The organism is Marinobacter sp. S6332 (assembly GCF_023016045.1).
In the GTDB taxonomy this organism is placed as follows: Bacteria; Pseudomonadota; Gammaproteobacteria; order Pseudomonadales; family Oleiphilaceae; genus Marinobacter.
This window is the reverse complement of sequence record NZ_JALKAP010000009.1, coordinates 1-26170: the sequence shown is the minus strand read 5'-3', so window position 1 is coordinate 26170 and position 26170 is coordinate 1. Positions and strand designations below refer to the sequence as shown.

The 26170-nt window shown below is 53.2% G+C and carries 20 protein-coding genes and 1 tRNA gene; 14 read left to right on the top strand and 7 right to left on the bottom strand.

Annotated features, from left to right (window positions below; genetic code table 11):
- Positions 1–56: 56 nt before the first annotated feature.
- Positions 57–1511 carry a protein adenylyltransferase SelO gene (locus MWU62_RS13410; RefSeq protein WP_247115384.1) on the top strand — a complete coding sequence of 485 codons (1455 nt, stop codon included), beginning with the start codon at positions 57–59 and terminating at the stop codon, positions 1509–1511.
- A 75-nt stretch (positions 1512–1586) separates the two neighbouring features.
- Here the strand turns inward: MWU62_RS13410 and MWU62_RS13405 are convergent, their stop codons facing one another.
- Positions 1587–3101: a fumarate hydratase gene (locus tag MWU62_RS13405; RefSeq protein ID WP_200365678.1), complete on the bottom strand. Its 1515-nt coding sequence runs from the start codon at positions 3099–3101 to the stop codon at positions 1587–1589.
- A 177-nt stretch (positions 3102–3278) separates the two neighbouring features.
- Between MWU62_RS13405 and MWU62_RS13400 the strand changes: the two genes are divergently transcribed.
- On the top strand, positions 3279–4052 hold the full coding sequence (locus MWU62_RS13400) for an enoyl-CoA hydratase (RefSeq protein WP_200365680.1): 774 nt from the start codon (positions 3279–3281) through the stop codon (positions 4050–4052).
- A gap of 352 nt (positions 4053–4404) precedes the next feature.
- The gene (locus MWU62_RS13395) at positions 4405–7266 is read left to right on the top strand and encodes an MECDP-synthase (RefSeq protein ID WP_200365682.1); all 2862 of its coding nucleotides are present in this window, start codon (positions 4405–4407) and stop codon (positions 7264–7266) included.
- Between the two features lie 141 nt (positions 7267–7407).
- Here MWU62_RS13395 and MWU62_RS13390 read toward each other — a convergent pair whose 3' ends face one another.
- Together MWU62_RS13390 and MWU62_RS13385 are read right to left on the bottom strand one after the other, a co-directional pair.
- A complete protein-coding gene (locus MWU62_RS13390; protein WP_247115383.1) occupies positions 7408–10077 on the bottom strand; it encodes a penicillin acylase family protein in 2670 nt (889 codons plus the stop codon).
- A gap of 119 nt (positions 10078–10196) precedes the next feature.
- On the bottom strand, positions 10197–11300 hold the full coding sequence (locus MWU62_RS13385) for a CaiB/BaiF CoA-transferase family protein (protein WP_200365705.1): 1104 nt from the start codon (positions 11298–11300) through the stop codon (positions 10197–10199).
- Between the two features lie 177 nt (positions 11301–11477).
- Between MWU62_RS13385 and MWU62_RS13380 the strand changes: the two genes are divergently transcribed.
- Positions 11478–12485 carry an AraC family transcriptional regulator gene (locus tag MWU62_RS13380; protein ID WP_247115382.1) on the top strand — a complete coding sequence of 336 codons (1008 nt, stop codon included), beginning with the start codon at positions 11478–11480 and terminating at the stop codon, positions 12483–12485.
- Between the two features lie 28 nt (positions 12486–12513).
- Here MWU62_RS13380 and MWU62_RS13375 read toward each other — a convergent pair whose 3' ends face one another.
- Both MWU62_RS13375 and rmuC read right to left on the bottom strand, forming a co-directional pair.
- Positions 12514–13392 (bottom strand): hypothetical protein, encoded by an 879-nt coding sequence (locus MWU62_RS13375; RefSeq protein ID WP_227714361.1) that lies wholly within the window; start codon positions 13390–13392, stop codon positions 12514–12516.
- 5 nt (positions 13393–13397) lie between these two features.
- Complete coding sequence (gene rmuC, locus MWU62_RS13370) at positions 13398–14816, bottom strand: DNA recombination protein RmuC (protein WP_200365724.1); 1419 nt, start codon at positions 14814–14816, stop codon at positions 13398–13400.
- A 282-nt stretch (positions 14817–15098) separates the two neighbouring features.
- Here rmuC and MWU62_RS13365 point away from each other — a divergent pair, with 282 nt between their 5' ends.
- The 4 genes from MWU62_RS13365 to MWU62_RS13350 all read left to right on the top strand — a co-directional run bounded on the left by MWU62_RS13365 (position 15099) and on the right by MWU62_RS13350 (position 18897).
- The gene (locus MWU62_RS13365) at positions 15099–15473 is read left to right on the top strand and encodes a hypothetical protein (RefSeq protein ID WP_200365726.1); all 375 of its coding nucleotides are present in this window, start codon (positions 15099–15101) and stop codon (positions 15471–15473) included.
- Between the two features lie 163 nt (positions 15474–15636).
- Positions 15637–16428 carry a RimK/LysX family protein gene (locus MWU62_RS13360; RefSeq protein WP_200365728.1) on the top strand — a complete coding sequence of 264 codons (792 nt, stop codon included), beginning with the start codon at positions 15637–15639 and terminating at the stop codon, positions 16426–16428.
- 2 nt (positions 16429–16430) lie between these two features.
- Complete coding sequence (locus MWU62_RS13355) at positions 16431–17948, top strand: inactive transglutaminase family protein (protein ID WP_200365730.1); 1518 nt, start codon at positions 16431–16433, stop codon at positions 17946–17948.
- 1 nt (position 17949) lies between these two features.
- Positions 17950–18897 (top strand): alpha-L-glutamate ligase-like protein, encoded by a 948-nt coding sequence (locus MWU62_RS13350; RefSeq protein WP_200365733.1) that lies wholly within the window; start codon positions 17950–17952, stop codon positions 18895–18897.
- A gap of 64 nt (positions 18898–18961) precedes the next feature.
- On the opposite strand, the gene MWU62_RS13345 is transcribed toward MWU62_RS13350, so the two are convergent.
- Entirely contained in the window at positions 18962–20551 is a 1590-nt protein-coding gene (locus MWU62_RS13345) for a BCCT family transporter (protein ID WP_247115381.1), read from the bottom strand.
- Positions 20552–20814: 263 nt separating this feature from the next.
- Between MWU62_RS13345 and MWU62_RS13340 the strand changes: the two genes are divergently transcribed.
- Together MWU62_RS13340 and MWU62_RS13335 are read left to right on the top strand one after the other, a co-directional pair.
- Positions 20815–22458, top strand: a complete 1644-nt coding sequence (locus MWU62_RS13340) for an FMN-binding glutamate synthase family protein (RefSeq protein WP_247115380.1) — start codon at positions 20815–20817, stop codon at positions 22456–22458.
- Between the two features lie 148 nt (positions 22459–22606).
- Positions 22607–22683, top strand: a tRNA-Pro gene (locus MWU62_RS13335).
- A gap of 423 nt (positions 22684–23106) precedes the next feature.
- On the opposite strand, the gene MWU62_RS13330 is transcribed toward MWU62_RS13335, so the two are convergent.
- Positions 23107–23502: a hypothetical protein gene (locus MWU62_RS13330; RefSeq protein WP_247115379.1), complete on the bottom strand. Its 396-nt coding sequence runs from the start codon at positions 23500–23502 to the stop codon at positions 23107–23109.
- Between the two features lie 73 nt (positions 23503–23575).
- Here MWU62_RS13330 and MWU62_RS13325 point away from each other — a divergent pair, with 73 nt between their 5' ends.
- The 4 genes from MWU62_RS13325 to MWU62_RS13310 all read left to right on the top strand — a co-directional run bounded on the left by MWU62_RS13325 (position 23576) and on the right by MWU62_RS13310 (position 26141).
- Positions 23576–23860, top strand: coding sequence for an IS66 family insertion sequence element accessory protein TnpB (locus MWU62_RS13325; RefSeq protein ID WP_247115378.1), 285 nt, complete (start codon positions 23576–23578; stop codon positions 23858–23860).
- Positions 23857–24201 (top strand): IS66 family insertion sequence element accessory protein TnpB, encoded by a 345-nt coding sequence (tnpB, locus tag MWU62_RS13320; RefSeq protein ID WP_247115377.1) that lies wholly within the window; start codon positions 23857–23859, stop codon positions 24199–24201. The genes MWU62_RS13325 and tnpB overlap by 4 nt, the downstream gene beginning before the upstream one ends.
- 97 nt (positions 24202–24298) lie before the next feature.
- Positions 24299–25882 (top strand): IS66 family transposase, encoded by a 1584-nt coding sequence (locus MWU62_RS13315; RefSeq protein ID WP_247115488.1) that lies wholly within the window; start codon positions 24299–24301, stop codon positions 25880–25882.
- Positions 25872–26141 (top strand): hypothetical protein, encoded by a 270-nt coding sequence (locus MWU62_RS13310; protein WP_247115376.1) that lies wholly within the window; start codon positions 25872–25874, stop codon positions 26139–26141. The genes MWU62_RS13315 and MWU62_RS13310 overlap by 11 nt, the downstream gene beginning before the upstream one ends.
- Positions 26142–26170: the final 29 nt, after the last annotated feature.

Genomic DNA, 26170 nt, shown 5'->3' with positions numbered 1-26170 from the left:
ACCCCAACTGCCTTCAGGGTTGTAAAGAGTCGCCTTCATGGGAGTGCAATTACTTTATGGGCAACAAGGGTTTTCGTGTAGAACACCGCTATTTGGAACTCCCGGATAGCTTCTACACCCGGGTTCAGCCCACGCCGCTCAAAGACGCGAAAATGGCGTGCTTTAACCACAAGTTGGCGCGAGAAATGGGTTTTCACGTTACCAACGAAGCCGATTGGGCAAAGATTGGTGGCGGCACGGAACTGCTCGAAGGTATGGACCCGGTGGCCATGAAATACACCGGCCACCAATTTGGCATGTACAACCCGGAACTGGGTGATGGCCGAGGCCTGCTCTTATGGGAAACCATAGGCCCTGATGGCCGCCGCTGGGACTGGCACCTGAAGGGCGCGGGGACAACGCCCTACTCCCGTTTTGGTGATGGCCGAGCAGTTCTGCGCTCCACTATCCGCGAATACCTGTGCAGCGAAGCCATGCACGGGCTGGGCATTCCCACCACCCGCGCCCTGTTCATGGTCAGTGCCCGGGACCCGGTTCGAAGAGAGTCTATTGAAACTGCAGCCGCACTGGTGCGTGTAGCACAAAGCCATATCCGCTTTGGCCACTTCGAGTTTGCGGCGCACCACGAAGGTCCGGAAACCGTTAAAACCCTTCTCGAACACGTTATATCGCTTCACTTCCCCCACCTGATACAGCTAGCCGAGGAAGAGCGCCATGGGCGCTGGTTTGAAGAAGTCGTTGAGCGCACGGCCCGCCTTATTGCCGACTGGCAAGCCGTAGGCTTCTGCCATGGCGTGATGAACAGCGACAACATGTCCATCATCGGCGACACCTTCGACTACGGACCTTTCGCCTTTCTGGATGATTTTGATGCCGGTTACATATCCAACCATACCGATCAAGGTGGCAGATACGCATACAACCGCCAGCCTCAGGTAGGCTTTGCAAACTGTCAGTACCTTGCCAATGCGTTGCTGCCGGCAATGGATGAAGACACCATTCGCAAGGGTTTGCAGCGCTACGAAACGGCCTACAACGGGCGCTTTTTACAAAACATGCGGGACAAACTTGGACTTGTTCAGGAGGACGAAGGCGATCTCGGGCTGGTTATGGACACCTTCAGCATGCTCAACGAGCACCGCACCGACTACACGGCCTTCTTCCGCGCACTGTCCAACCTTTATGACCACGGCCACGCGCCCCTGAGGGATCTATTCGTAGACCGCCAAGTGGCAGATGAATGGCTTGCGCGTTATGAGCAACGGCTTAAAAAAGAAACCCGCGCCCGGGATGAACGGGAATACGAAATGCGCAGGGTGAACCCTAAGTACATTCTGAGGAACTATCTGGCGCAGAAAGTGATTCTGGAGGCACAGAACGGCGACTTTGAGCCAATGAAGGAACTGTTAAAGGTTCTGGAGAAGCCCTTCGACGAGCAACCAGACTTTGAAAAATATGCAGAGCTACCGCCAGATTGGGGCAAGCATTTGAACATTAGCTGTTCAAGTTAACTGCGGAGAAACAGGATAGGAAAACTGAGGGCCAGATTTAGAAATCTGGCCCTCAGTGTCAAGGCCTAGCTAATGTCACAATGCCTTCGCAGCGATAATCTTCTCTTGCCACTCCACCGGACCTGTTTGGTGAACCGACGTGCCTTTGGAGTCCACCGCCACGGTTACCGGCATGTCTTCCACATCAAACTCGTAAATGGCCTCCATACCCAGCTCTGGGAAAGCAACTACTTCCGCGTGCTTGATGGCTTTGGAGACCAAGTAGGCTGAACCACCCACAGCCATGAGATACACGGCGCCAAATTCCTTGATGGCATCGATGGCCACCTGGCCACGCTCGGCTTTACCAATCATGCCGGTTAGGCCGGTTTTCTCAAGCATTGTGTGAGTAAACTTATCCATACGGGTCGCAGTAGTTGGACCTGCGGGGCCAACCACTTCTTCACGTACTGGGTCTACCGGGCCCACGTAATAAATGAAACGGCCTTTCAGGTCCACCGGCAGTTCTTCGCCTGCGTTGATCATATCCACCATCTTCTTGTGGGCTGCATCACGGCCTGTCAACATCTTGCCAGACAACAGAACGGTTTCACCCGGCTGCCACTCTTTTACTTCTTCCGGCGTGACGGTATTCAGGTTAACCCGGCGTACACCCTCGCCTACTTCCCAAGTGATTTCAGGCCAGTCTTCTAGGCTTGGCGGGGTTTGTAGAGAGGGGCCACTGCCATCAAGCGTAAAGTGTGCGTGGCGGGTGGCGGCACAGTTCGGGATAATCGCTACAGGCTTGTTCGCTGCATGGGTAGGATAGTCTTTTACCTTCACATCCAGCACGGTTGTCAGGCCACCAAGACCCTGAGCACCAATGCCCAGATCATTCACCTTGTCGAACAGCTCAAGGCGCAGTTCTTCGGCACGGTTGGATGCACCGCGCGCCTGTAGATCGTGGATGTCGATAGGGTCCAGCAGCGATTCTTTCGCCAACTGCATAGCCTTTTCAGCCGTGCCGCCAATACCAATACCCAGCATACCGGGCGGGCACCAGCCCGCACCCATTTGCGGCACCATTTTCAGAACCCAGTCCACAACGGAATCGGATGGATTCAGCATAGCGAATTTGGATTTCGCTTCAGAGCCGCCGCCTTTGGCCGCTACATGAACCTCAACCGTATCACCCGGCACCATTTTGTAATGAATAATCGCTGGTGTGTTATCACCCGTGTTCTGGCGCTTGCCATCAGGGTCGGCAAGAATTGACGCCCGCAGTACGTTGTCCGGGTTGGCATAGGCACGACGCACGCCCTCATTGATGACATCGTCCAGAGCCATCTCGCAGTCCCACTGAACATTCATGCCAATGTTAACGAACACGGTCACAATACCGGTATCTTGGCAAAGCGGACGGTGGCCCTGCGCGCACATACGCGAGTTGATCAAAATTTGTGCCATAGCATCCTTGGCCGCCTGAGACTCTTCCTTCTGGTAAGCCTCGTAAACACCCTGAATGAAATCTTTCGGGTGATAGTAAGAAATGAACTGCAGCGCGTCCGCTACGCTTTCAATCAGGTCATCCTGGCGGATTACAGTGGTCATAGGCGCCTCATCAGGTTGGTCTCGTTATGGTAGATACGTCAAAAAAACAGGTGGCACAGTTTACCAGAAATTCATGAGCACGAGGCACTGGACAGAAGGCAAAGGTTTTCTTAACAATTGCCGGAAAAAAGGTATCATCCTAACCAAATGACAAAAAACACCCAGTTAGGAGAGACCGTGGCAGATTTCATTCAAACCGAACTCAGCAACCAGATTCTTACCGTTCGCATTAACCGCCCAGAACGCAAAAACGCCCTTACCCACGCCATGTATACCGCGCTTGGCGATGCGCTTGAGCAGGCTGAAGCGGATGCTGATATCCGTTGCGTTTTATTTTCCGGCAGCCAAGACTGCTTTACCGCTGGAAACGACTTGGGCGATTTTGCCAGCGGTTTGCAAGGCGCCTTCACAGAAACGCCCGTGGGGCGCTTCTTGCTTCTTTTGGCAAAGGCTACGAAGCCGGTAGTGGTTTCGGTAAATGGGCCAGCGGTAGGTGTGGGCACCACCATGCTCCTGCACTGCGATATGGTGTTTGCAGGCAGCAATGCCCGCTTCCAAATGCCCTTTGCCAGTCTGGGACTGTGCCCGGAGGGCGGTTCCAGCCTGCTGTTACCTACTTGGTTAGGCCGGGTGCGTGCCGCCGAACTGTTAATGCTGGGCGGAGCTTTCAGTGCAGAGGATGCGTATCGTATGGGCTTGATAAATCGAATATGTGATCCCGCCGAAACGGACAACGTCGCTCGGGAAGCCTGCCAGAAACTCGCCAGCCAACCTCCGGCCGCCATCCGCGCCACCAAAAAGTTGCTAGGCAGCCCAACTCAAGAAGCACTTACCGCCACTATGATGGCCGAGGGTGAGCTATTTGCAGAGCGCCTGAAATCGCCGGAAGCAGCCGAAGCTTTCAGTGCTTTTATGCAAAAGCGCAAACCCGATTTCTCGCGATTCAAATAACCCACTCGCCCGCCGGAACACCCAGTCTGGTGGGCATTTGATACATTTTGTAAAAACCCCAGCATATCTTTGGCTTGGGCTCGACAAACGCCGCCCAGCCGACTATTTTTCATTAAGGCCAAGCTCCCCTTTTGTGCGAGGAGGATCCAAATAGCAAGAATCACACTTTTGGCTGATCAACACTGGCTTTAGTGTCGCTATAGTCATAAATACAGAAATTGGCTTGAAGCGCTGGCTACAATTTCAGACAACCGTTTAAGCAGAACAGGCCACTGACATCGGGTTTACCGCATCAGACCGGCCCCGTTAGTTGCCGAACATAACGATACAACAACAGGAAAAGGTTCCACCCATGTTCAAGAAAACACTAATAAGTCTTGCCGTGGCGTCTTCCCTTGGGCTAACAGGCTGCCTTAGCGGCGCTGACGAGGGGGCAAATGCTAACCCGGATTATAAAATTGACGATACAACCATTGATCGCAGCCTTGTAAGGCCGGTTTATCATCCTAACCCGTTAGCTGGTGAAAATGCTGCCTTCCCGATTAACTCGGACCTGATCCTGCTGCTGGGTGCAACTCAGAGTGCAAATTTTGATTTTACCGGCCTCTCAACTGGGTCTACTCCTGCCGACGATGCCGTAAACCGCCTCTCCGGGTTTTCCACTTCCGGTGCGTTTAGCCTAAAGTTTGATGGATCCCTGAACCCTGCGTCTGTGCTGGCCAATGCATCTGTTTTTCTAGTTCCGCTTAACGTAGGTCCAGCCGTAGCTTCAGCACCACTGGCGCTTCCGAACACTAACCCAACTAGTATCGTAACTGCCGATCCGTTCGGCCAAGGGCTAGAGACGCCTCTTGTGCAGCCCAAATTCCGAGCCGATGTAGTCAGTCTGGATGGCGGTACCGACAACGCAATCCGCGTGGTGCCTCTTGAGCCACTTGAGGAAGGCCAGAAGTATCTGGTCATTGTTTCTGACGCTGTCCAAGGCGCAAACGGCAAATCAATTACGCGCTCTGTACAAGACGTTGAACTGGCTAACGGTGTTCTTGGCAACCCAGCTCTAGGCAATGTTAAGTCCCTGCTTCAAAATCTGGATGCTTTGGCAAACGGATTCCTCGAAGCCAACAACACTGGGTCCAATTCGGCCCTCGCTTATTCGTTTACTACGAACTCAGACAAAAACGTTCTGAAAGCCATGATGGCACCGGCCGCCTTCGGCACAGCTCTAGGCCAAAAAATCGGCTTTACGGCACAGTTGAAGGTTATTAGAGACAACTACCCCACTCTGAACTTTTCACAACTTACGGAAAAGCTTGGAGCTATAGCTGTTAAGGCTGGCCAACTGCAACAAGGCGAGCTTGACCCAAGCACGCTTACAGCCGCTGAATTGGCGTCAATTACCCGGTTGAGCCAAATCACGCCGCGTATTACTCCGGAGAACATTGGTGCTGCAATAGCGAACGAAGTTGGAAAATCCCTGCATATTCCGATTCCACGCCCGTCGTTCTTCTATCCAGCAAAATCTGCGGCCACCTTGGCGACCATTGCCAATTTAGATGACGCAAATCCCATCAAGGCGGCCGCACAGCAAGTACAGGTATCTCAGGGCGCAATTACTCTGCCGTACTTCCAATCCCTCCCCGGTGACGACGGCACAGGCATTGTAACGGGTAGCTGGTCTGGCAGTACCAGCCTAGAGGCTGGCCTGAATGAGAGCCTACAACCGGGCGAGCAGACCTTCTCATTCCTAAGGGACATCGACGGTAAACTGAACGTGAACGGCTACTTCCCGTTCCCGCAACAAAAAGCAAACACCACCGTACCAGTGGTTGTTTTCCATCCGGTACTGGATGGAACAGCTGCGCAGCCTGCGGCCTGCGTCAATGCAGAGTCTGGCAAGCCTAACGGCGTGACCATCTTCCAGCATGGCATTACCGTAGACCGCAGTGGCTCAATGCTTCCGGGCATAGCACTTGCTCAGGGCGCGTGCCAAACCGTTGTTGCTATTGACCAGCCACTGCACGGTTTGGCGGGCGCAACAAATGGCCGTGTGCCGGGTCTTGATACGCTCGATGAAGCGACTCTGACGGCAACGATTGGTCAGGTTCTTCAGGCCCCCGGCGTTGCTGGCTCACCGCTGGAACCTCAGCTAAACGCCTTGATCAATGCGGACTATATTGGTGAGCGTCACTTCGGCTACACCAGTAACGCTCAGTTGCAGCCCGTTGAAGCTGGTGCAGCTGACATCTCCTCAGGCAGCCTGTTTATCAACCCGGGCAACATGATGAACAGCCGTGATAACTTGCGCCAAGGTGTTGTGGATCTGTTGAACGTCGCAGCGTCTATTCAAACCTTTGACATAGATGGCAACTACGCCACACAAGGTGACCTTGCTGGCGTTCCAGTAAATTTCGTAGGGCATTCTCTGGGCGGTATTTCCGGAACCGCATTTGCATCACTTGCAAATGATGGAACGTTAAATACCACTCTCAATGGAATCTACCAGTCTGCTGGCACACCATTAAGTAGTTTCTCATTCCCCAGTTTGAACTCTGTTGTACTGCATAACAGTAGTGGGCAGGTAACCCGACTGATCGAAAACTCCACATCCCTCGCTGGCAGCCTGCTCGGGGGATTGGAAGCCGCTGGAGTTACTCAGGGAAGTTCCAACTTCGAGAGCTTCTTTTATGTGTTCCAGTCTGTTGTGGATGCATCGGACCCTGTCAATTTCGCTAAAGATCTAGGTGCTTCAACAAACAACATCCTGATCACAGAAGTTGTTGGCGACACTACTGTCCCCAATGAAGCAAACGTGAATACGCTTGGTAGTGCCTTCTCAGCGCCGCTGGCGGGAACCGAGCCGCTCATGGCCCTAATCGATCTGGGTGCTGGCGGAAGTTCTTTGGCTGATGGATCTGAAGGCCTTGGCATCATCGATACAACTACGCCAACCGGTAGTGCAATGCCCGTTGCGAGTTTCTTCGATGGAACCAATCCATGCGCCGACGCGAACCACGGTACCTTTATTGGGCCAATTGCGCCTAACGAAAACTGCCCCGGCGGAGCGGCGGATACTAGCGTTGCATTTAGTGCAATGATCACTCAAACCGCTCAAGCCCTCAGCGCACAGCCCATCCCGGGGCAATCTGCCCCTGCCGTTGGCGCTTCGCTTGGCAGCAGCCAGACAATCGACAAGGCTCTGGACCAAAACCAGTAAGCCACTATAAGCACCAAAGCCCCGAGCTTGGCCGGGGCGCAAAAATAAAAAACCGGCGGATGACTGATCATCCGCCGGTTTTTTTGTATCGACCCCTTCCATAGGGTCGGACTCAATCACATTCTCTTCACTATAAATTGCCTACTGACTGCTTATAGTCGACTCACCACTGGTAACTAGGCTCGCCGCAATTTCATCCTCCGTGAACGGCAACTTGCGATACATTTTATCGGAATACATCTGACTCTGATCCTTGAAGTAAGGCGACATAGGGTCAGATGACTGTGAGTAACTTACAAGGCCATAAGCCTCTGGTCCGCTTTCAGTGAACTCAAGCCCAAAGTGCCAGCTTGTCCCTCTGGACATCAGCCAACCATCAATCCCGTCACTGCCATCAGAAAGTCCTGCGGTGTTGGGGATCGTGCTGGGCGCAATTCGAGGCAGTCTCGTGTCCTCAGCAACCGGACTACCGACAACGCCTATAGCATTAAAAGCGCCATCGATATTACCGTCGCCGCCATGCCAGGGAATCCCAACCATTTGGAAGGTCGGTGTGTCGCCGGAGTCAGGTGCTGCACCGCCGGATGCACGATAGTATTGGAGAGTGCCAAGTTCATCGGTTGGCTGAATACCTTGGGATTGCAGTGCACCAACTCCCGCAGAGAGAGCCTGAAGCATGGTGTCAGCTGGCGTTCCAGCATTCTGGGTATTAGGTAGCGCAGGCGTTCCTACGGGGTCTGCCGGGCTGAACGGCTTGGTCAGGTCAGAATCCATATCACTCAGATAGTTCGCCATGAACACCCGGAAGATATGCGCGCCTTTGCTATCAAGGTTATAAAGGCCATCCCAATTATCAAGCGCCTGACACCAGGGGGTCAGATCACGGCCATCGACTGGAGTGGTACCAATAGTGTTGCAACGATTCCGTAACTCAGGGAGAAGCTGCTCTGCGTACCATGCTCTGTTATTCCAGATAACACCTAAAAGCTCTTCAGCACTGAACTTTCCATCTTGGCCAGCAATGAGCGGAGCTGAAGGGAAACCGGAAGCCATTGGGTTCTGCAGCATCTTAATACCAAGGCGAGTCCGGGCATTAATGGGTGCATTCTCGTCACCATAGAGCGGTGAGTACCCGGTCAAGAATTCGCTTGGATTGGTTGCCCAGTGGCTACTGTTAGAGTTCTGAACCCAGTCCGTGCGCAACAGCTTCGGCTTCTGCTCATAAGTTGTGAGGGCACCACACTCGGTTTCTACCCAATCTTCAATAGACTTGCTGCCATCAAGCAAAGTAACGCCTTGGTCAAACAGCCCTGCATAGGACGGCTGCAACCGCCTTAAATTAACGAGTGCAGCTGCCTTATCCGAAAGATTCGGCACGGAGCTGCTGTCTATGTAGAACGCATTTCCCTGATCGTCGGCATAGGTGGTGTTCGTCCAAAGCGTCGAGCCGCAGTTTTTAAAAACGTCCTGAAACTCGGTAAGGTTTTTTGCAAGGCTCATCTGCAGCCAAGTATCCAGCAGACCACCGGTATTGGCATTGGCATCGCGATAGGTCATCGCGATTCTCTTCCCGGAGTTCAGAGCGCCATTCCCTCCCCACGCGGGCAACTGCGGGTTGATTGCATTGGCTGCGATCATGGGGCCATACTCGGAGAAGTAGAAGTCCCGCTCCAGCACCAGCGGGTCTGCCATGCCCGGCATAGCCACTTCGATTTGGTAGGTTTCAACGGTAATCGGCTTTTCCTGACCATCTTTAACATAGGTTAGGTCATCGCCATCTTTCAGCACCAGTTCATACCAAGTGAAACGGCGGCTTGTTGTCACGGTATGTGACCAAGCTAGATTTTCATTGAAGTTAATCAGTGGAATGGCCGTACCGAGTAGCCCCGCACCATGAACATTAATATAACCCGGCACAGTCATTTGCGTTTCATACAAGCGACGGTGGCCTGTGTAGGGGAAGTGGGGGTTCGCCAGCAGTGCTCCACGCCCCTGCTCGGTCATAGTCTTACCGATACCCCAAGCGTTACTTGCCAGACCTGTATCGCTAAAGTCTTGAACGGATTGTGCGGAGGCTAAGGCTGTCTTAACAACATTTTGTTGTAACTTTTCAACGGCATCGCTGGCACCAACCGCAGCCACCGGGTTCGGCGCCGGGCTCACACCCGGGGGCACCGCAAGAAAAGCTACACCGGTGGCAAAGGAGTTCCCGCTAGCGTATTGCCCTACGATCCGATAATGAGCGAGTAGATCAACCGGCGTAATCGTTTTAACCCATTGCTGGCTCCGGCACTCAGCCGGTAGAGTCGCCGGATCTGTTTCGGTAATATAGCGGTTATAGCCTTCAACAAACCCCTCGATTAACGCGCGGCTTTCGTCACTCAGCGTGGGTAATTCTGACTCCGCACCACTGTAAATTTTCTGCGCTTTGTAGCTGAAGTCGGTAACAATATTCAAGCCTACCCCGAATCCAGCGTCTGGCCCCGGCCCAAAGTACTTGGAGCGCTCACTACGCGCCTTGACAACCGCCTCCGCCAGCAAACAAACATTATCTTGCGCTTGCGCATAACCATGCCCGAATGCCGCTGATTTCAAGTTGTCGGCTTTAATATGGGGAACACCCCCTTCGGTTCTCCTTATGGTTGCTTCCAGCTTTCCATCGGCGGGAAACAAGTTGGTGTTGAGTTCAGGCTCGGTTGATCCCGATGATGAGCTACTGCCATCAAAACAGCCTGCCAGCATTGTGCTGCCTAAAAGCACCAGCGCTGCGCCGCGCGCTGATCGCGCGGCCCGATTACTCCAGGTTTGCATAGTGTCATCCTTATAATTGTTAACTGCAGGATTCGCCGTCGTCGGCGACACTATTAAACCTAGCAGAAGGCCGGGAAAACTGAACCTATATTCAGATTAAATCCCGGCTACGCTTTTAATTACTCGCCCATAGGCCGCCCGATTCGTGTGGTCGACGCGGGCGTTTTCTCAAACTTAATCGGAAACCCTATTTGCTTCTGCATCGTGCCGTCACCTCGATCAACCCCAATCACCATATCCCGCGCTTTGAGCTGTGGGTGTTCTGCCGCCTCCGCAATACTCAAAACCGGCTCTACACATGCGTCGACATCGGCGAAAACAGCCTGCCACTGCTCTAGCGTTTTTTGCTGTATCTTTTCACTGAGTGCGGCTTTGAATGACGTTTGATGCTCGGGGTTTTGGCTCATGGCAAAGCTCTTCATATCAGCCAACTCAAGAATGTCGCACAGTCGCGCAGAAAACTGTGGCTCCAGGCTTCCCACCGAGAGCCAGCGGTTGTCCTGCGTTTTATAGTAGTCATAAAAAGAACCACCATTGAGCATAGAGCTTTCGGGCTTCTGCTCCTGAGCACCCGCCAGATTAGCGGCGCCGGCCATGCCGTTAAGCGCAAAAGCGGCGTCTGTCATGCTGATGTCTACAAACTGCCCCTCTCCGGTCTGTTGGCGATGGATCACCGCCGCCAATATGCCCATTACCGCATGGTGGGAGCCCCCTGCAACGTCGGCAATCTGGATGCCCATGGGTGGAGGGCCAGTTTCTTCACGGCCGCAGTGGCTGCTCACGCCAGCAAGAGAGAGGTAATTTATGTCGTGCCCGGCTCGATCTTTGTAGGGACCGGTCTGGCCATAACCTGTGATGGCGCAGTAAATCAGCTTAGGGTTAACCGCCTTCAAGGTTTCGTAACCAATACCCAACCGGTCCATTACACCCGGGCGGAACTGCTCAATCACAATGTCATAGTGCTTAACCAGCTCCAGAATCTTTTCTTTGCTGCCTTCTTTTTTCAGGTTCAGTGCAAGGGTTTGTTTGCCTCGATTCAAAAAAGCATGGGCGGTACTTACTCCAGCATCGTGGGGCGGCATCACGCGGGTTAGGTCTACCCGGTCTGGCGCCTCAACTCTCAGCACCTCTGCACCCATGTCGGCCAAAAGCATGGTTGCGTATGGCCCGGGCAGCAGGGTGCTGAAGTCCAGAATCTTCATTGAGGTCAACGGACCTGCCATGGTGTTCTCCTTTGTTGTGCCATGTATTGTTCTCTATAGCCCCATGCTGCACGGTTTTGCAATGGGGGCCAACTGCCTGTTGCGCCATAACAATTAGCCAATTGTTACAGCAGCTCCGGTTGCATTGTGGCTAGGGGGTTTTATGATGGGGCTGCTTCTTATCGAATGGCGAAATTAATGTCTGATCTGACGGTTTCACGGCACTTTGTGCAGGCTGCTCTGTCGGGCGCAAAACGCTTGGGGCTTAATACCGGCGACATGCTCCGCGACGCAGGTATATCACCTGATCTTTTGCGCATTGAAATGGCCCGGGTTAATAGCGATCAATTCAGTTCGCTGCTACAGATTGCCTGGCACCGTATGGATGATGAATTTCTGGGAATGGGGCCTCGGCGCGCCCGGGCCGGCACCTTTGCCACCATGTGTGCGCTGGTTATCGAATGCCCTACCCTTGAAGCTGTTTATCGCCGCGCGTATCAGTTTTCCCGGCTGTTTGATCCCATGGCCACAATGGAGCTGGAAACCAGTGGTCAGAAAGCACAACTGGTGTCACGCATTGAAGGCGAGATTCACGACCCGGATTATTTTCTGCGCGAGAGCATTCTGGTTATCTGGCACCGTTTGGGCAGCTGGCTGGTAGGCCAACCGGTAGAGCTGGAAAAAGCCGAGTTTAATTACCCCCGACCCGCTCATGGCGACGAATACCGTCATATCTTTCATTGTCCCCTAGAATTTGATTCTGACCGCACAGCACTAACGTTTGATAAACGCTTTCTGTCGGCACCGGTGATAAGAGACAAGCCGGAGATATTGCAGTTTCTGAAAACCTCACCTGCAGACCTGCTGTCCCGTCCGGACGAGAGCAATACTTTCACCGGCAAGATCAGGGCCCTCATCGGCAGAGATTTTTCAAAGCCCCTGCCGGATTTCGAATGGATTGCAAGCGAGCTGCACACCAGCCCTCAAACTTTGCGTCGCAGGCTGAAGCAGGAAAACACGTCATTTCAGGAGATAAAGGATTTACTACGCAGAGATATGGCGATCTATTATTTGGGGCGGCAAGACTTATCGATTAACGATATTGCCGAGAAAGTCGGGTTCACTGAGCCTTCAACTTTCCACCGGGCCTTCAAGAAGTGGACCGGCGTAACCCCGGGCGCCTATCGTGAGGGCGAACGGGGTTGAAAATCGCTGGCAGTCTGCCTTCTAATCATTAGGAGCCCGAAGGGACCTGCAGGTTGCGAATCAGTTTGCCCAGTGTCTGGGCAACTTCTTCTACCTGGGTTCGATTTGGCGCCAGCTGGAACAAGCGCGAGCCGTCTCGTGGGTCATATACCCAACAGGTCGCTACCGCTGGCTCACAGCCCCACTCGACTTGGGGATTTACACCAAAGACCTGCACCTGCGCCGTTGTTCGGGTAGCACCGCCAGCACTGTTCCGTTTAATTTCCTGAACGGCAATGGCATTTCCGCTCACGTTTACGCGATATTCGATATCCGGCCGCTTATCGAGGCGCACAACCCCCTGATCTTCCCGCCATGCTGCGGTGCCCAACAAACTGTTGAGGTGCAACACCAAGGCTTCTCGGTCGGAGTCTGCCAAGTACAGCTTCCGCAAAGATTCAAGCCGGCTGTCACCGGCAGGCTCAATCACGGCTATTTTGGTATCGCTGCTGGTTTGCGGCGCCTGAGCTTTTGCTTTGCGCGCGCGCTCGATGTTGGTCAGGAGTTTTAGGGCGTCCTGATAATGCTCGCCTTCCGTGCCCGCTTTCGTCACATAGGCTTCAAGTGCTGATTGAGCTTCGTTGAAGTGCGAAGATTGCAGCATTACCTTGCCACGGTAATAGTGATAGTCGACCGGTTTTTCTGCCTCCAACAACTGCAAGCGGTTTAGGTATTCACCGGCTTCGCCCCAGCTCTCCTCTGTTACCGCTTCTTCAATAGCAAGCATTAGCCGACGCGCTTCGTGCTCGGGCGCAAGCGCTGCCACCTGCCCGGCCATCAGTGCCGAAGCCATAACCGCCACTTTAACCATTTGGCGACCTTTTAACCTCCAAACCGGTAAGCGGCTATTCCCAAAACATACTGCCATGGTACTTACTCCTGATCGTTATCTGCACCAATTGCCTGCGTCTCCGAATCCGCCTCTTCACGGGTTAGCTCCGGCTCGGAATCCACCTCTGCCTGATCCACGATAGCTTTAGGCAGTTCTCTCTTTACCCTCACGCCAAGCTCAACAAACCTATTCGCTTGTGAAATAAGGTTGCCCCGACCCCGAGTCAGCGTGTTCATGGCGGAGTCGTATGTAACCTGAGCGGTATGAAGCTGCCCGCCAAGGCGCTCCATGGCTTCAACAAACACCCTGAGTTTGTCATAAACAGCGCCCGCGCGCTCTGCTATCAACCGCGCATTCTGGCTCTGGCGCTCGTATCGCCAGATGTTTTCAACAGTGCGCAGGGTTGCCAGCAGTGTTGTGGGTGTTACTACAATAATCTTTCGTTCGAAGGCTTCCGAGAAAAGGTTCTCGTCTTGCTGAAAAGCCGCCACAAATGCTGGCTCGATGGGCATGAAAAGAAAAACAAAATCTGGCGAGTGCAGGCCGTCCAATTGACTATAGTCTTTCTCACTGAGCGTGCGAATATGATTGCGCACAGCGTCCACATGAGTTTTTAGAGCATCTTCCCGAGCACTATCATCTTCTTCCGTGATCCACTTCTGATAGGCCACCAAGGATACTTTTGAATCAATCACCAAATTACGGTTATCCGGGAGATGCACCACCACATCCGGCCGTAGCAACTGGTTCTCGGTGTCCCGGTAACTGCCTTGCGTGTCGTACTCAATGCCTTTGCGCAACCCGGATTTTTCCAAAACACGCTCGAGAATCAACTCGCCCCAGTTGCCCTGAACCTTTTTGTCGCCCTTAAGGGCGCGGGTCAAGTTAGCGGCCTCTTCGGTAATTTGCCGGTTTAGATCCTGAAGCGACTTTATCTCACTGCGAAGAGCCTGTCTGTCCCGAGTTTCAGTGGTGTATACATCTTCCACCCGCTTTCGAAAATCCTGTAACTGGTCACGGAAGGGGTTGAGCAGAGTATCCAGACTGGTGCGCGTTTGCTGGGTGAAGCGCTCACTCTTCTGTTCGAAAATACGGTTGGCAAGATTTTCGAATTCCTGTTTCAAGGCATCCCGGTTACGCTCAAGCAGCGCGAGTTTCTCCGTAGCCGAGCGCCTTTCCTCTTTCAGGACAGCCTGCTGTTCCCGCAACAAGGCGCGGGCTTCGCCCAACTCCCCGCCGAGCCTATCCATCTTCGCTTGCTGGTTTTGGCGCTCTTCTAACAGCTCTTCTATTCGCCTGCTTTGTGCAGCCACATCCGATTGCAGGCCAGCCGCCCGCCTTTCCGATTTGGCCCTAACCAGAAGCCCCACAATGACAACCGTGGTTACGAACAGCAGGGCAACAAGTGCCGCCATCATCTCTGGCCGGGATAACATCAGTTCGCTCACGGCCGTAGGCACAAGTAAAACTCCTCTGGATTATCCGTATTTCTATGGATTTGCGTAATGTTAATCGCGTATTACATTCTATAGGAACATAACGATTTTTTCGCTGGCCTTGTGTGTCGTGAGGCACATGCACGGCCTGCACCACGACTGCTTGGCATTTTAGTCACACACCCAGAGTCGGCTCTGGACGCAAAACACAATATCGATTAAAAGAGTAGTGTCGTCCGCAACAAATGGCATTACACTTTTTTAACGGCTTTCAGGTCGGCACAGAACCAAACTGGATTACTAACAATGCTGAAAGAACTCTGGCGAAAGCTAGGTGCAGATTTGCTACAAGCCGACAGCCCATATGACGAGTGCAGAGACATAGCACCTGAAGGTTATGGTTCAGCGGATTTTAGGATTCTCCCCCATATCACCCACACCGGCGAGTTTCACCTTGAACGGCTCACGGCGCTGCTGAAAAGCCGATATGGAAAAAGTTCGGAAGCGGAAAGCGCCCTTAGTGACGATGCGATACGTGATCTAATCGTTTTTGCCGCGCGCATTCAGGACCAAGACATACAAAAAGAACTGCTTCTTTTTTATCTCAACTGTTCGCCAGTGGTGCAGGAGCATTTGCGTTCTGATGAAGTGCTTGGCACCAGTCATTTCTTATCCCGCTGAACCGCTTCTTCAGACGGATAAAATGCATCCCCTTAACCAACTGTAAAACAACTACACACGTTGGTTGTTGTATACTCCCGCTCCGGATCTTCTCCGTATAAACTTTCAGACCGTCACATTTTCTTTTTCGGGGTGTGACCGACAACGGGCTCAGGGGTTTTTCATGTGTTTTAAACGATTGCGGGCTGGTCTATCGGCGCTCTCCGTAACGGTTCTTACCGGCACTGTATTGCTAGCGGGTTGTTCGACAGACAGCTATTTCATGGTTCCAAAATCCGATCTTGGCGAGCTCAAAACCTCGGTTCAGAGTCAGCGTGCCACATTGGTCACCATGGAAGATAATGCCAAGGTTCGACATGAAAAGGTTCTGGAGCATACCGATGCCTCAACCCAAAAGGTCCTTGAAGCCATTGCAACGCAAGTTGCCAAGCCTTCCTGCCCTCCCATACCAGCTCAGAAAGCCTGCCCAGCCTCCGACAAATCAAAAGGGCGGGCTGATCGTCTGAAAGGAAAAGTCATTGTTGGCGAGGTAGAGAACTTTTATCTGGCTGGCCCCGGGCTTATCTACAAAGCTCGCATTGATAGCGGAGCGGAAACATCCTCTATAGACGCGCGAAACATTACTCGGTTCGAACGCGATGGCAGCAATTGGGTTCGTTTTGATGTTCCTGTTCCCGGCGCTGAAGAGTTTGTTACCCTTGAGAAAGAAATTTCCCGACGCGTCAAGGTTATTCAAGCCAGTGCAGATGGCGCAGAAAGACGTGTCGTTGTAGAGCTTCAGTTTTCTATTGGTGACCACCAGCAAGTGGCAGAGTTTACGCTCGCAGACCGAAGCAATCTCACTTATCAGGCCCTTATTGGCCGCAACGTGCTTAGGGACGTCATGCTGATTGACGTCGGCAAAGAGTACGCAACCGAGTTGCCTGAATCCATCCGTACAGACAACGGGAAATAATAGTGACCAGCCCCTCCCGCCTACCCTTTTATATTGCTGTATTTCTGCTCATTGCTGCCGGTATCTCACTTGCCGTTTGGCGACATGTTGAACTTGGAATCCCCTGGCTAACCGGGGAGCAGCGCCCGGTCTGGATGGTTGAGGCACGGGTAGATTTTGATGGCTCAAATGAATCTGTGGTAGCCAGCCTGAACGTTCCCGAGCAACCGCCCGGGTTCCGGATTTTGACTGAACAAGCCGCTTCACCAGGTTATGGCTTTTCGATTATTGATAAGGCCGGCAGTCGGCGGGCTGAGTGGACCAAGCGAGAAGTAGTTGGCCCGCAAACACTGTACTTCAAAGCCCAGTTCATACCAGACCCCAATGCAGAACCTATTCCTCCTGCCCAGCCACCCAAGACCAAACGATTGTTTTGGGAAGAGCCCCAAGCCACCGCAGTACGGGAAATTTTGGCTCAAGCCGAGGCTCGCTCAAGCACACCTGAAAGCATGACCCGTGAGCTGATCCGACTAATGCAGCCTGACACCCGTGTTCAGAACACAACTCTTCTTGTATCCGAGGAAAATTATCTTCAGCTGCTCGTGAACATGCTGAACCACTCGGGGATTCCGGCACGGACAGCCGATGGCTTAAAGCTTGAAGACGCCCGTCGGCGGCAACAACTCACGCCTTTCCTGCAGATATACAACGGTGAGCGATGGCTTACCCTAAACCCGAAAACCGCCGCCCAAGGCGTGCCGGAAGATCTACTACTGTGGCGGCAGGGCTCTGAGTCTTTGCTGGATGTGGTTGGTGGTGACAACTCCGAAATCAGCTTCTCCATGCTGCGCCAAACTGTCCCTGCCTTGCAGCTTGCTGCCATGCAATCCGACGGCGACGGTCTGGGTTTTTTAAGCTTCTATGAACTTCCCATTGAAGAGCAAAGCATGTTCCGCATGCTCCTGTTGCTGCCACTCGGGGCCCTTGTGGTTGCGTTTATGCGGATTGTCATTGGTATTCGCACGTCAGGCACATTCATGCCGGTACTGATTGCCGTTGCCTTTGTTCAAACCACACTGGTACCCGGGCTCGTTGCCTTTCTGTCCGTCGTAGCCATTGGCTTAGCAATGCGGGGCTACCTTTCCAGCCTGAACTTATTGTTGGTATCGCGAATATCGGCGCTGATCATTCTGGTTATTTTCATTACCGCGGGCCTAAGTATCTTCGGTTACCAAATGGGCTTTAACACAGGCATGACCGTAACCTTCTTCCCCATGGTTATTATTGCCTGGACGATTGAGCGCATGTCCATCCTGTGGGAAGAAGAGGGCGGCCAAGAGGTCCTTGTACAAGGTTCTGGCAGCCTGTTCGTTGCTATCTGCGCCTACTTGCTAATGAGCACACCCTTGGCGGGCCACTTAACGTTCAACTTCCCCGAGTTGCACTTCGCGATTCTGGGGCTGATTCTGCTGATGGGCCAGTACACAGGCTACAAACTCAGCGAGCTCAGACGTTTCACGCCAATGAAGGTCTACGACTGATATGGACTGGATCTCTCCGCGCGCACTAAACCGGCTGGGCATGCTGAATATGAACCGGCGCAATGTAGACTACATCGCCCGTTATAACGAACGTTCGTCCTATCCGCTGGTAGACAACAAGCTTAAAACAAAGCTGGCCGTTGCTGAATATGGCGTAAAAACGCCAAAGCTCTTGCAGGTCGTAAAACAGCAGCACGAGATCTCCCGTTTTAGGCAAATGGCCGAAGGGCTTGCAGGGTTTGCCATCAAGCCCGCAAAAGGTTCTGGCGGCAAAGGCATCACGGTAATCACCGGCCGTGATGGAGACGACTATGTAAAAGCCTCTGGCGCTCGCGTGGGTGCCTCTGTGCTGGAGCGACACCTCACCAACATTCTGGCCGGGCTTTATTCGCTTGCTGGCACACCCGATGTGGCCATTGTCGAGAGCTTGGTGGAATCAGCTCCGGCACTAGCCCGCTATTCCCATCAAGGCGTACCTGACATACGCATAGTGGTGTTCCAAGGCTACCCGGTAATGGCTATGTTGCGCCTTGCAACCACAGACTCCGACGGCAAAGCCAATCTGCACCAAGGCGCTGTAGGGGTTGGTCTGGATATAGGCACTGGGAGGAGCCTCAATGCGGTACAGTTTAACCGCCCTATAACACTTCATCCCGACACAGGTTTGGCTTTAGAAAATATCAATATTGATGATTGGGAAGAAATGCTGGAAATGGCCTCCCGCTGTTATGAAGCGACAGGCCTAGGCTATATGGGGGTTGATCTTGTGGTAGATGCCAACGAAGGGCCATTACTACTTGAACTCAACGCCCGGCCCGGTCTAGCCATTCAAATGGCAAATGGCCGTGGGCTACTGCCCCGACTGCGTGCCGTAGAAAGCCTGAAACGTCCTCACTTTACCCCGAGAGAACGGGCTAACTACGCCATGAAAACATTTGCGAGCCTTTGACCTGTATAACAGGCATAAAAAAACCGGAGATTGTTGCTCCGGTTTTTTTATGCCTCATTGCTTATTACATCTCGCCTCTGGCGATCAGCAACTTGCGCTCATGAGTAAGACCTTTCAGCAAGCCCCAGGTCATGATCAGGAGAATCACCGTGAACGGTAAGCCTGCACTCACCGCAGTCGCCTGAATAGCGCCCAAGGCATCCGCACCGCCACCAAAGATCAATGCGGCTGCAATCGCCCCCTCCATAACGACCCAGAACACGCGCTGCGCGGTTGGCGCATCGGTTTTACCGCCAGCCGTTATGCTGTCGATAACCAACGAGCCGGAATCCGAAGACGTAATGAAAAACACCAAAACCAGAATAATACCAATAAACGAAAGAATGCCGGTCAGCGGAAGGTTTGCGAACATTTGGAAGGTCGCCAGAGAAACCTCGGTAATACCGTTTTCCGCTAGCGCACCAATGCCCTGATCGATCTGCTCAAGTGCCGCACCGCCAAAGGAGCTCATCCATACGGCTGTAATCACCGTCGGAATAATCAGAACCGCCATGACAAATTCACGAACCGTTCTACCCTTGGACACTCTGGCGATGAACATCCCCACAAACGGTGACCAAGAAATCCACCAGGCCCAATAGAATACAGTCCAACCCCGCATCCAAGCTTCATCGTCACGGCCAAACGGGTTGCTGAACGCCACAACGTTGCTCACATAGCTGGAACTGGTCGCCCACAGGTTTTCCAGAATACTCATGGTAGGCCCGGCAAAAATTACGAAGAACAAAAGAATGCCTGCCAGCGACATGTTGATATTACTCAGCACTTTCACGCCGCCGTCGAGGCCTCGCAGCACCGACACAAGCGCAACCGCTGTTACACCAACAATAATGGCCATCTGAACGTTGATGCCGGAGCCCATACCAAACAGATAATTAAGGCCGGAAGCTGCTTGTTGTGCACCAAAGCCTAGGGACGTTGCCAAGCCAAAAATGGTAGCCACAACCGCCAGACTATCGATGATATGACCAGGCCAACCCCACACTTTGTCTTTCAGCAACGGGAAAAACGCCGACCGGATAGTTAACGGCATGTTCTTGTTATAAGCAAAAAAGGCCAAAGAAAGCGCAACAATAGAGTACACAGCCCAAGGGTGAAGCCCCCAGTGGTACATGGTAGCGCCCATGGCCAGATTACGGGCCTCTGGCGTGTTCGCCTCTACGCCAAACGGCGTGCCGAACCAACCCGTGTAATAGGCCACTGGCTCTGCTACAGCCCAAAACATCAGGCCGATACCCATGCCAGCCGCAAAGAGCATCGCGAACCAGGAGATGGTTGAAAACTCCGGCTTGGCGTCCATACCGCCCAAGCGAATTTTCCCCACGGGCATAAAAATCAACGCAATGCACACGATGACAAAAATGTTGGCGCTGAGGAGAAAGAACCAGTCAAAGGTTTCGATGATGTCGTTCTTGGCGCCATCCAGCAATTCTTTGGCAACCGTTGGAAACATCAAGGTTCCAATAACAAAAACCACCACCAGTATTGCGGTAATCGGAAAAACCGGTGCGTGCAGATCCAGCCCGAAAGGTCTTATATTATCCTGACCAGCTACGTAATCCGTTTGATACTCGTCTTTCACTACGTCGCCCACGTGTTGGCGCCTCCTGATTTCTGAATTTGGTATCGAAAACTCGTCATAAATCTGGACTCAAACATTACAGACGCGCCATGTTAATGTTTTGAGCTCAAAACATCAAAAGCGCAACGCGTTCACCTCAGCATAGACCAAAGGGGACGCGCTAAAAGCTAAAAGCTCAAGCAATCGACTATCAGTCCGGTGCCGTATCGATATACTGGATATCACATGGCGTAACGCACTCTACTCAAAGTATTACGGAGCCAAGCGAGATATTTATGGAGAAAACGACAACCTTCCCAATGCGCTACTCGGCCTACGTTATGAGTATTACGGGCTCCCTTGTTTCATTGGCGCTGAGTCTACACTTTGAGGCAGGGTATTTTTTCCCTGTTATTTTTGGCGCCCTGACTGTTCTTGGCACCTATGACCTGCTGCAAAAGAAGCGCACAATCAGCCGCAACTATCCCATCATGGTGCATTTTCGTTACCTGTTTGAATCCATAGGCCCCGAGATTCGCCAGTACTTCATCCAGTCTGACAACGACGAGCAGCCGTTTTCCCGCGACCAACGCACGCTCGTTTACCAGCGCGCCAAGAACGTACTGGACAAGCGCCCTTTCGGCTCACAATTGAAAATGTACGAAGACGGTTTCGAGTGGATCAACCACTCCCTCCGACCTTCAAAAATACAAGACAGCAACTTTCGCGTTCAGATCGGCTCACGCTGCGCAAAGCCCTACAGCGCCAGCGTTTTCAACATTTCCGCAATGAGTTTTGGGGCTCTCTCTGCTAACGCTATTTTAAGTTTGAACGCGGGCGCAAACATGGGCGGGTTTTACCATGACACAGGCGAGGGTTCGATTTCCCGATACCACAAGCAGCCCGGCGGCGATCTGGTGTGGGAAATTGGCTCGGGATATTTTGGCTGCCGTAACACAGACGGGACTTTCGACGCTGAGGCGTTCCGGAAAAACGCCACCCTAGATCAGGTAAAAATGATAGAAGTCAAACTATCTCAGGGCGCAAAGCCCGGCCATGGAGGCATCCTTCCGGGCGCCAAAGTAACACCGGAAATTGCCGAAGCACGGGGCGTTTCTGTAGGCGAAGACTGCGTATCGCCTGCACAGCATTCGGCATTTTCAACACCCATTGAAATGTTAGAGTTTCTTGATCAGCTCCGTGAGCTTTCGGGCGGCAAGCCGGTTGGCTTCAAACTCGCAATCGGTCACCCCTGGGAATGGTTCGCCATTGTAAAAGCCATGCTCGAAACCGGTCGCAAACCGGACTTTATTGTTGTTGATGGGGGCGAAGGCGGCACAGGTGCCGCGCCGCTGGAGTTCATTAACCGTATCGGCACCCCCATGACAGAAGCCCTGCTTCTCGTGCACAACACGCTGGTAGGCACCAACCTGAGAGAGGACATATCCATAGGCGCCGCTGGCAAAATTACTTCGGCCTTTAATATTGCTCGCACCTTGGCCTTGGGGGCCGACTGGTGCAATTCAGCCCGTGGATACATGTTCTCGCTGGGTTGCATTCAAGCCTTGAACTGCCACACAGGGCGCTGCCCGAGTGGAGTAGCTACCCAAGACCCCAGAAGGGGCAGCAAGTTGGACGTGCAGGACAAAAGTCAGAGAGTATACAACTTCCATAAAAAAACTCTGGAAGCCCTACAAAACCTGCTAGAAGCCGCTGGCTTGGGGGACACTTCGGAACTTGGCCCCGAACATGTTGTTCGCCGGGTTTCAAAAACCGAGGTGCATTCCTACATCGACTTGTTTCCTTTTCTGGAACCCGGTGCCCTGCTTGAAGGCAAAACCGGCATGGCAGTCTTCGATAAATATTGGGCCGACTCGCAACCGGACAGCTTTGATCCGCCGGAATTCATACGGCAGCTCAGAGAAACTAAGTTGCGCTAAAAATTCAGGGGCAATTCCTACAATGCCTGTTTATTTTCAATCCGGGCTAGTGTAGACTTCGCTCCCGCTAAGCCACTGAGATTCCTCTTTAAGTCTCTTTGGCAATCGCCGTCAAGGCTCAGCTTTGAAAAGGCAACAATTAGCGAATCGGGGCGTAGCGCAGCTTGGTAGCGCACTTGCATGGGGTGCAAGGGGTCGTAGGTTCAAATCCTACCGTCCCGACCAATTCCTTACAAAAGAATCAGTCACTTAGCGGTGGCTGATTTTTTTATGTCCCAAGATTGTCCCAATTTTCAATTTTTGCCCTCTCCATTACATCATCAATATTTGACTTACAATTTCAGAAGTACCCGCGAATGACCATTCCGAGCCCATGAACGTGGTTAAAATGAGCGAAAAAATCACAACGGCTGGCCAGCACCAAAGAGATTGTTTTTCCTTGCCAAGCATTATGCTCACCGCGTAAGTCGAGAAAACGTACATAAGCGCAATGGCCACTACCTGGAAGACCGGCTCCAACCATGGCGCCGGCGACACTCCGTGGAACCGACGCCAGGTGGAGTGAATCAGAAGTTATGGAGTGGATCAGGCGTTACGTAAGTACCGAACAAGGCGAAGATTGAACGGCAGGCCGGAATTTAGGGAAGGCTACAAGAAACCATCATCGGGACTGCCAAAGGTGTCTATGCCAAAGCCGCTATCCATCCCAGTCCCGATGCTCATACTATCGTCGCTCATTCCGTAAACGTTACCACCGACATCAATCATGCTGTCTGCCATAGGCAGCCCGGTCGCGGGGTTGATGCCACCGCCTGAGATACCGCCGTCATTGCCTAATAGGCTGGAGCAATCATCAAGCAAGTCGCCTGTGAGCATGCTTTCATCATCGACCACAGGCTCAGCCTCTGAATCGTCGAAAATACCGCCCGCTTGGCTAATATCTTGCCAGTCGGGGAATGTCACCATTGGTTCTGGAACTGGCTCGGGCTCCGATTCTGGCTGAGGCGTTTTCAGTCCCAGTCCGTCATGGCTGTAAGCGTTCATTCCAGGACACCCTGCCACCCCGCTGAATTCCGCCCTACAGTAACCTCTCACTCATCAACACGAGGTTACCCCCATGAGAAAACACCGCACTCCCGAGCAGTGGCAGGCCCTGCTTGATCAGCAGCGTGACAGTGGTTTATCAGCACCACAGTTTTGTCAGCGAGAGGCCATTGGCTATGCCAGTTTCTGCAACTGGCGCAAGCGCCTGTCAGTTGAGCCGGAGAGCGAGACGTCCCACTCTGACAATGCCGGCTTTCTGGATGTGTCCTCATTGATGGGCGCTTCCGCTGGGCCGGGCTGGAATATTGTGTTGAGTCTGGGCAACGGCGTGGAGTTGCGGCTGAGCCAGAACGGATGATCGGTCTGGATAGCCAGGCCCGGATCTGGCTGTGCACGGAACCCACCGACATGCGCAAATCCTTCCGGGGCCTGAGTGCGTTAGTGCGGAATCAGTTGAAGCAGAACCCGCTCAGCGGCCAGTATTTTGTTTTCGTCAATCGCCGCAAGACCCAGATGAAAATGCTGTACTTCACGCCTACCGGGTACTGTTTGTGGGCCAAGCGCCTGGAGCAAGGGCAGTTCCGGGTGCGCCCCTCGTCCTCTGGCCAACGGGCCCTGACCCTGACGGATTTACAGCTACTGATTGACGGTATTGAAGTGCAAAAATACCGTCAGTTCAAGCGTTTTAGAGGGGTATAAAACGCGAGCTTCCGGTATAATATCGGTCATGAATTCAACGGCTTCCGCTCTCCATTCCAACACATCTTCCTCCTCGGCTCTGGCCGAAGAGAACGCCATGTTGCGGGCGCAGCTGGATGCTCAGGCAGACGCGATTCGACAGCTGGCCCGTCAGTTGGACTGGTTCAAAAAACAGCTGTTCGGCCCCAAATCCGAGAAGCAGGTCTATGACCTGCCGGGCCAAGATGATTTGTTCCAGCCCGAAGACGCACCTGCACCGGAGAAGCCTGCCGATGAAGAAAAGCGCACCATCAAAGCCTATCAACGTGGTACCGGTCAAAAACAGCGAGACGACGATTGCCTGAATGACACCGGTCTGCGCTTTACCGCCGATGTGCCTGTGGAAGTGATTGAACACCTGCCCCCGGAGCTGACTGGCCCGCAGGCCGATCAGTACGACATCCTTGGCACCAAAACCACCTACCGACTGGCCCAGTGGGCGTCCAGCTATGTGGTGCTGAAAATCGAACGCCCGGTGTTCCGGCGCAAGGGCAGCGAGAAGCCCATCACCACACCGGCTCCGTTCAATGTATTGGATAACAGCTTGGCCGACGTCAGCCTGTTGGCGGGTTTGCTGGTAGACAAGTTCCAGTTCCATCTGCCGTTGTATCGCCAACACCAGCGCATCCAGCAGGCCGGTGTCACCGTCAGTCGAAGCACCCTGACCAACCTGGTCAAGCGCGCTATTGACCTGTTGCGCCCCATTGTGGATGCCCAGACCGACAACGTTCTGAGAAGCCGAGTGCTGGCGATGGACGAAACACCCATCAAGGCTGGCCACCAGGGCCGGGCGGGCCCGCAAAAAGGCAAAATGAAGTCTGGCTGGTTCTGGCCACTGTACGGCGATGCCGACGAAGTGGTGTTCACCTACTCGAACAGCCGAGGGCGCGCCCATATCGAACAGGTTCTGAACGATCAGTTCAGCGGCACCCTGATCAGTGACGGTTACGCGGCTTATGCCCGCTATGCCGCCACACAACAAAACATCACCCACGCCCAATGCTGGGTGCACAGTCGCCGTTACTTTATTGAGGCGCAGAAGGAGCATCCTGAGAAAGCGACGGAGGCTCTGCAACAGATTGCGAAGCTGTACCAGAACGAAGAAGCTATCAAAACCCAAAGCTTGGCTGGCGAGAAGAAACGCCAGTACCGGCTGAACCACTCGAAACCGGTGGTCAGTGACTTCTTCCAATGGTGCCGGGATCAACTGGAACACGGCGGCCTGCTGCCCAGTGATCCACTGACCAAAGCCCTGAACTACGTGCTCAGCCGGGAAACCAGTCTGACCGTGTTCCTGGAAGATCCGGATGTGCAGCCGGACACCAACCACCTGGAGCGGGCCTTGCGGCCCATTCCAATGGGTAAGAAAAACTGGATGTTCTGCTGGACCGAACTGGGTGCGGAGCACCTTGGCATCATCCAGAGTCTGATCGCCACCTGCAAACTGCACGGCTTGAACCCGTACACTTATCTGGTGGATGTACTGCAACGTATCAGCCAACATCCGGCCCGCGACGTAGTGGATCTGACACCGCGACTCTGGAAAATCCGGTTCGCAAACCAACCGTTACGCTCGCTGATCGACCGACGCCACCCAGATCGACAGAGCCCACAGCCGGAGGCCACCGTCCATGCGCATTGACGACATGAGCATTGATCAACTGCTGGAACTGAACAAATACATCTGCCGGCGCATCGATGAGTTGCAAGATCGGGAAAACCTGCAGGCTCTGAGTCAACTGCGGGTTGGTCTGAAAGTGACCTTCGAAGGTCGGGAGGGTCCGGTGCTGGGGATAGTTACCAAGATCAACCGCAAGAGTGTGATCGTGTTAGGTGACGATGGTGCCCGGCAATACAAGATCTCACCGGGCTTATTACGACCGCTTCGAGATGTGAAGTAAGTCAACTACGTCGCGGAATGAACGCTTAC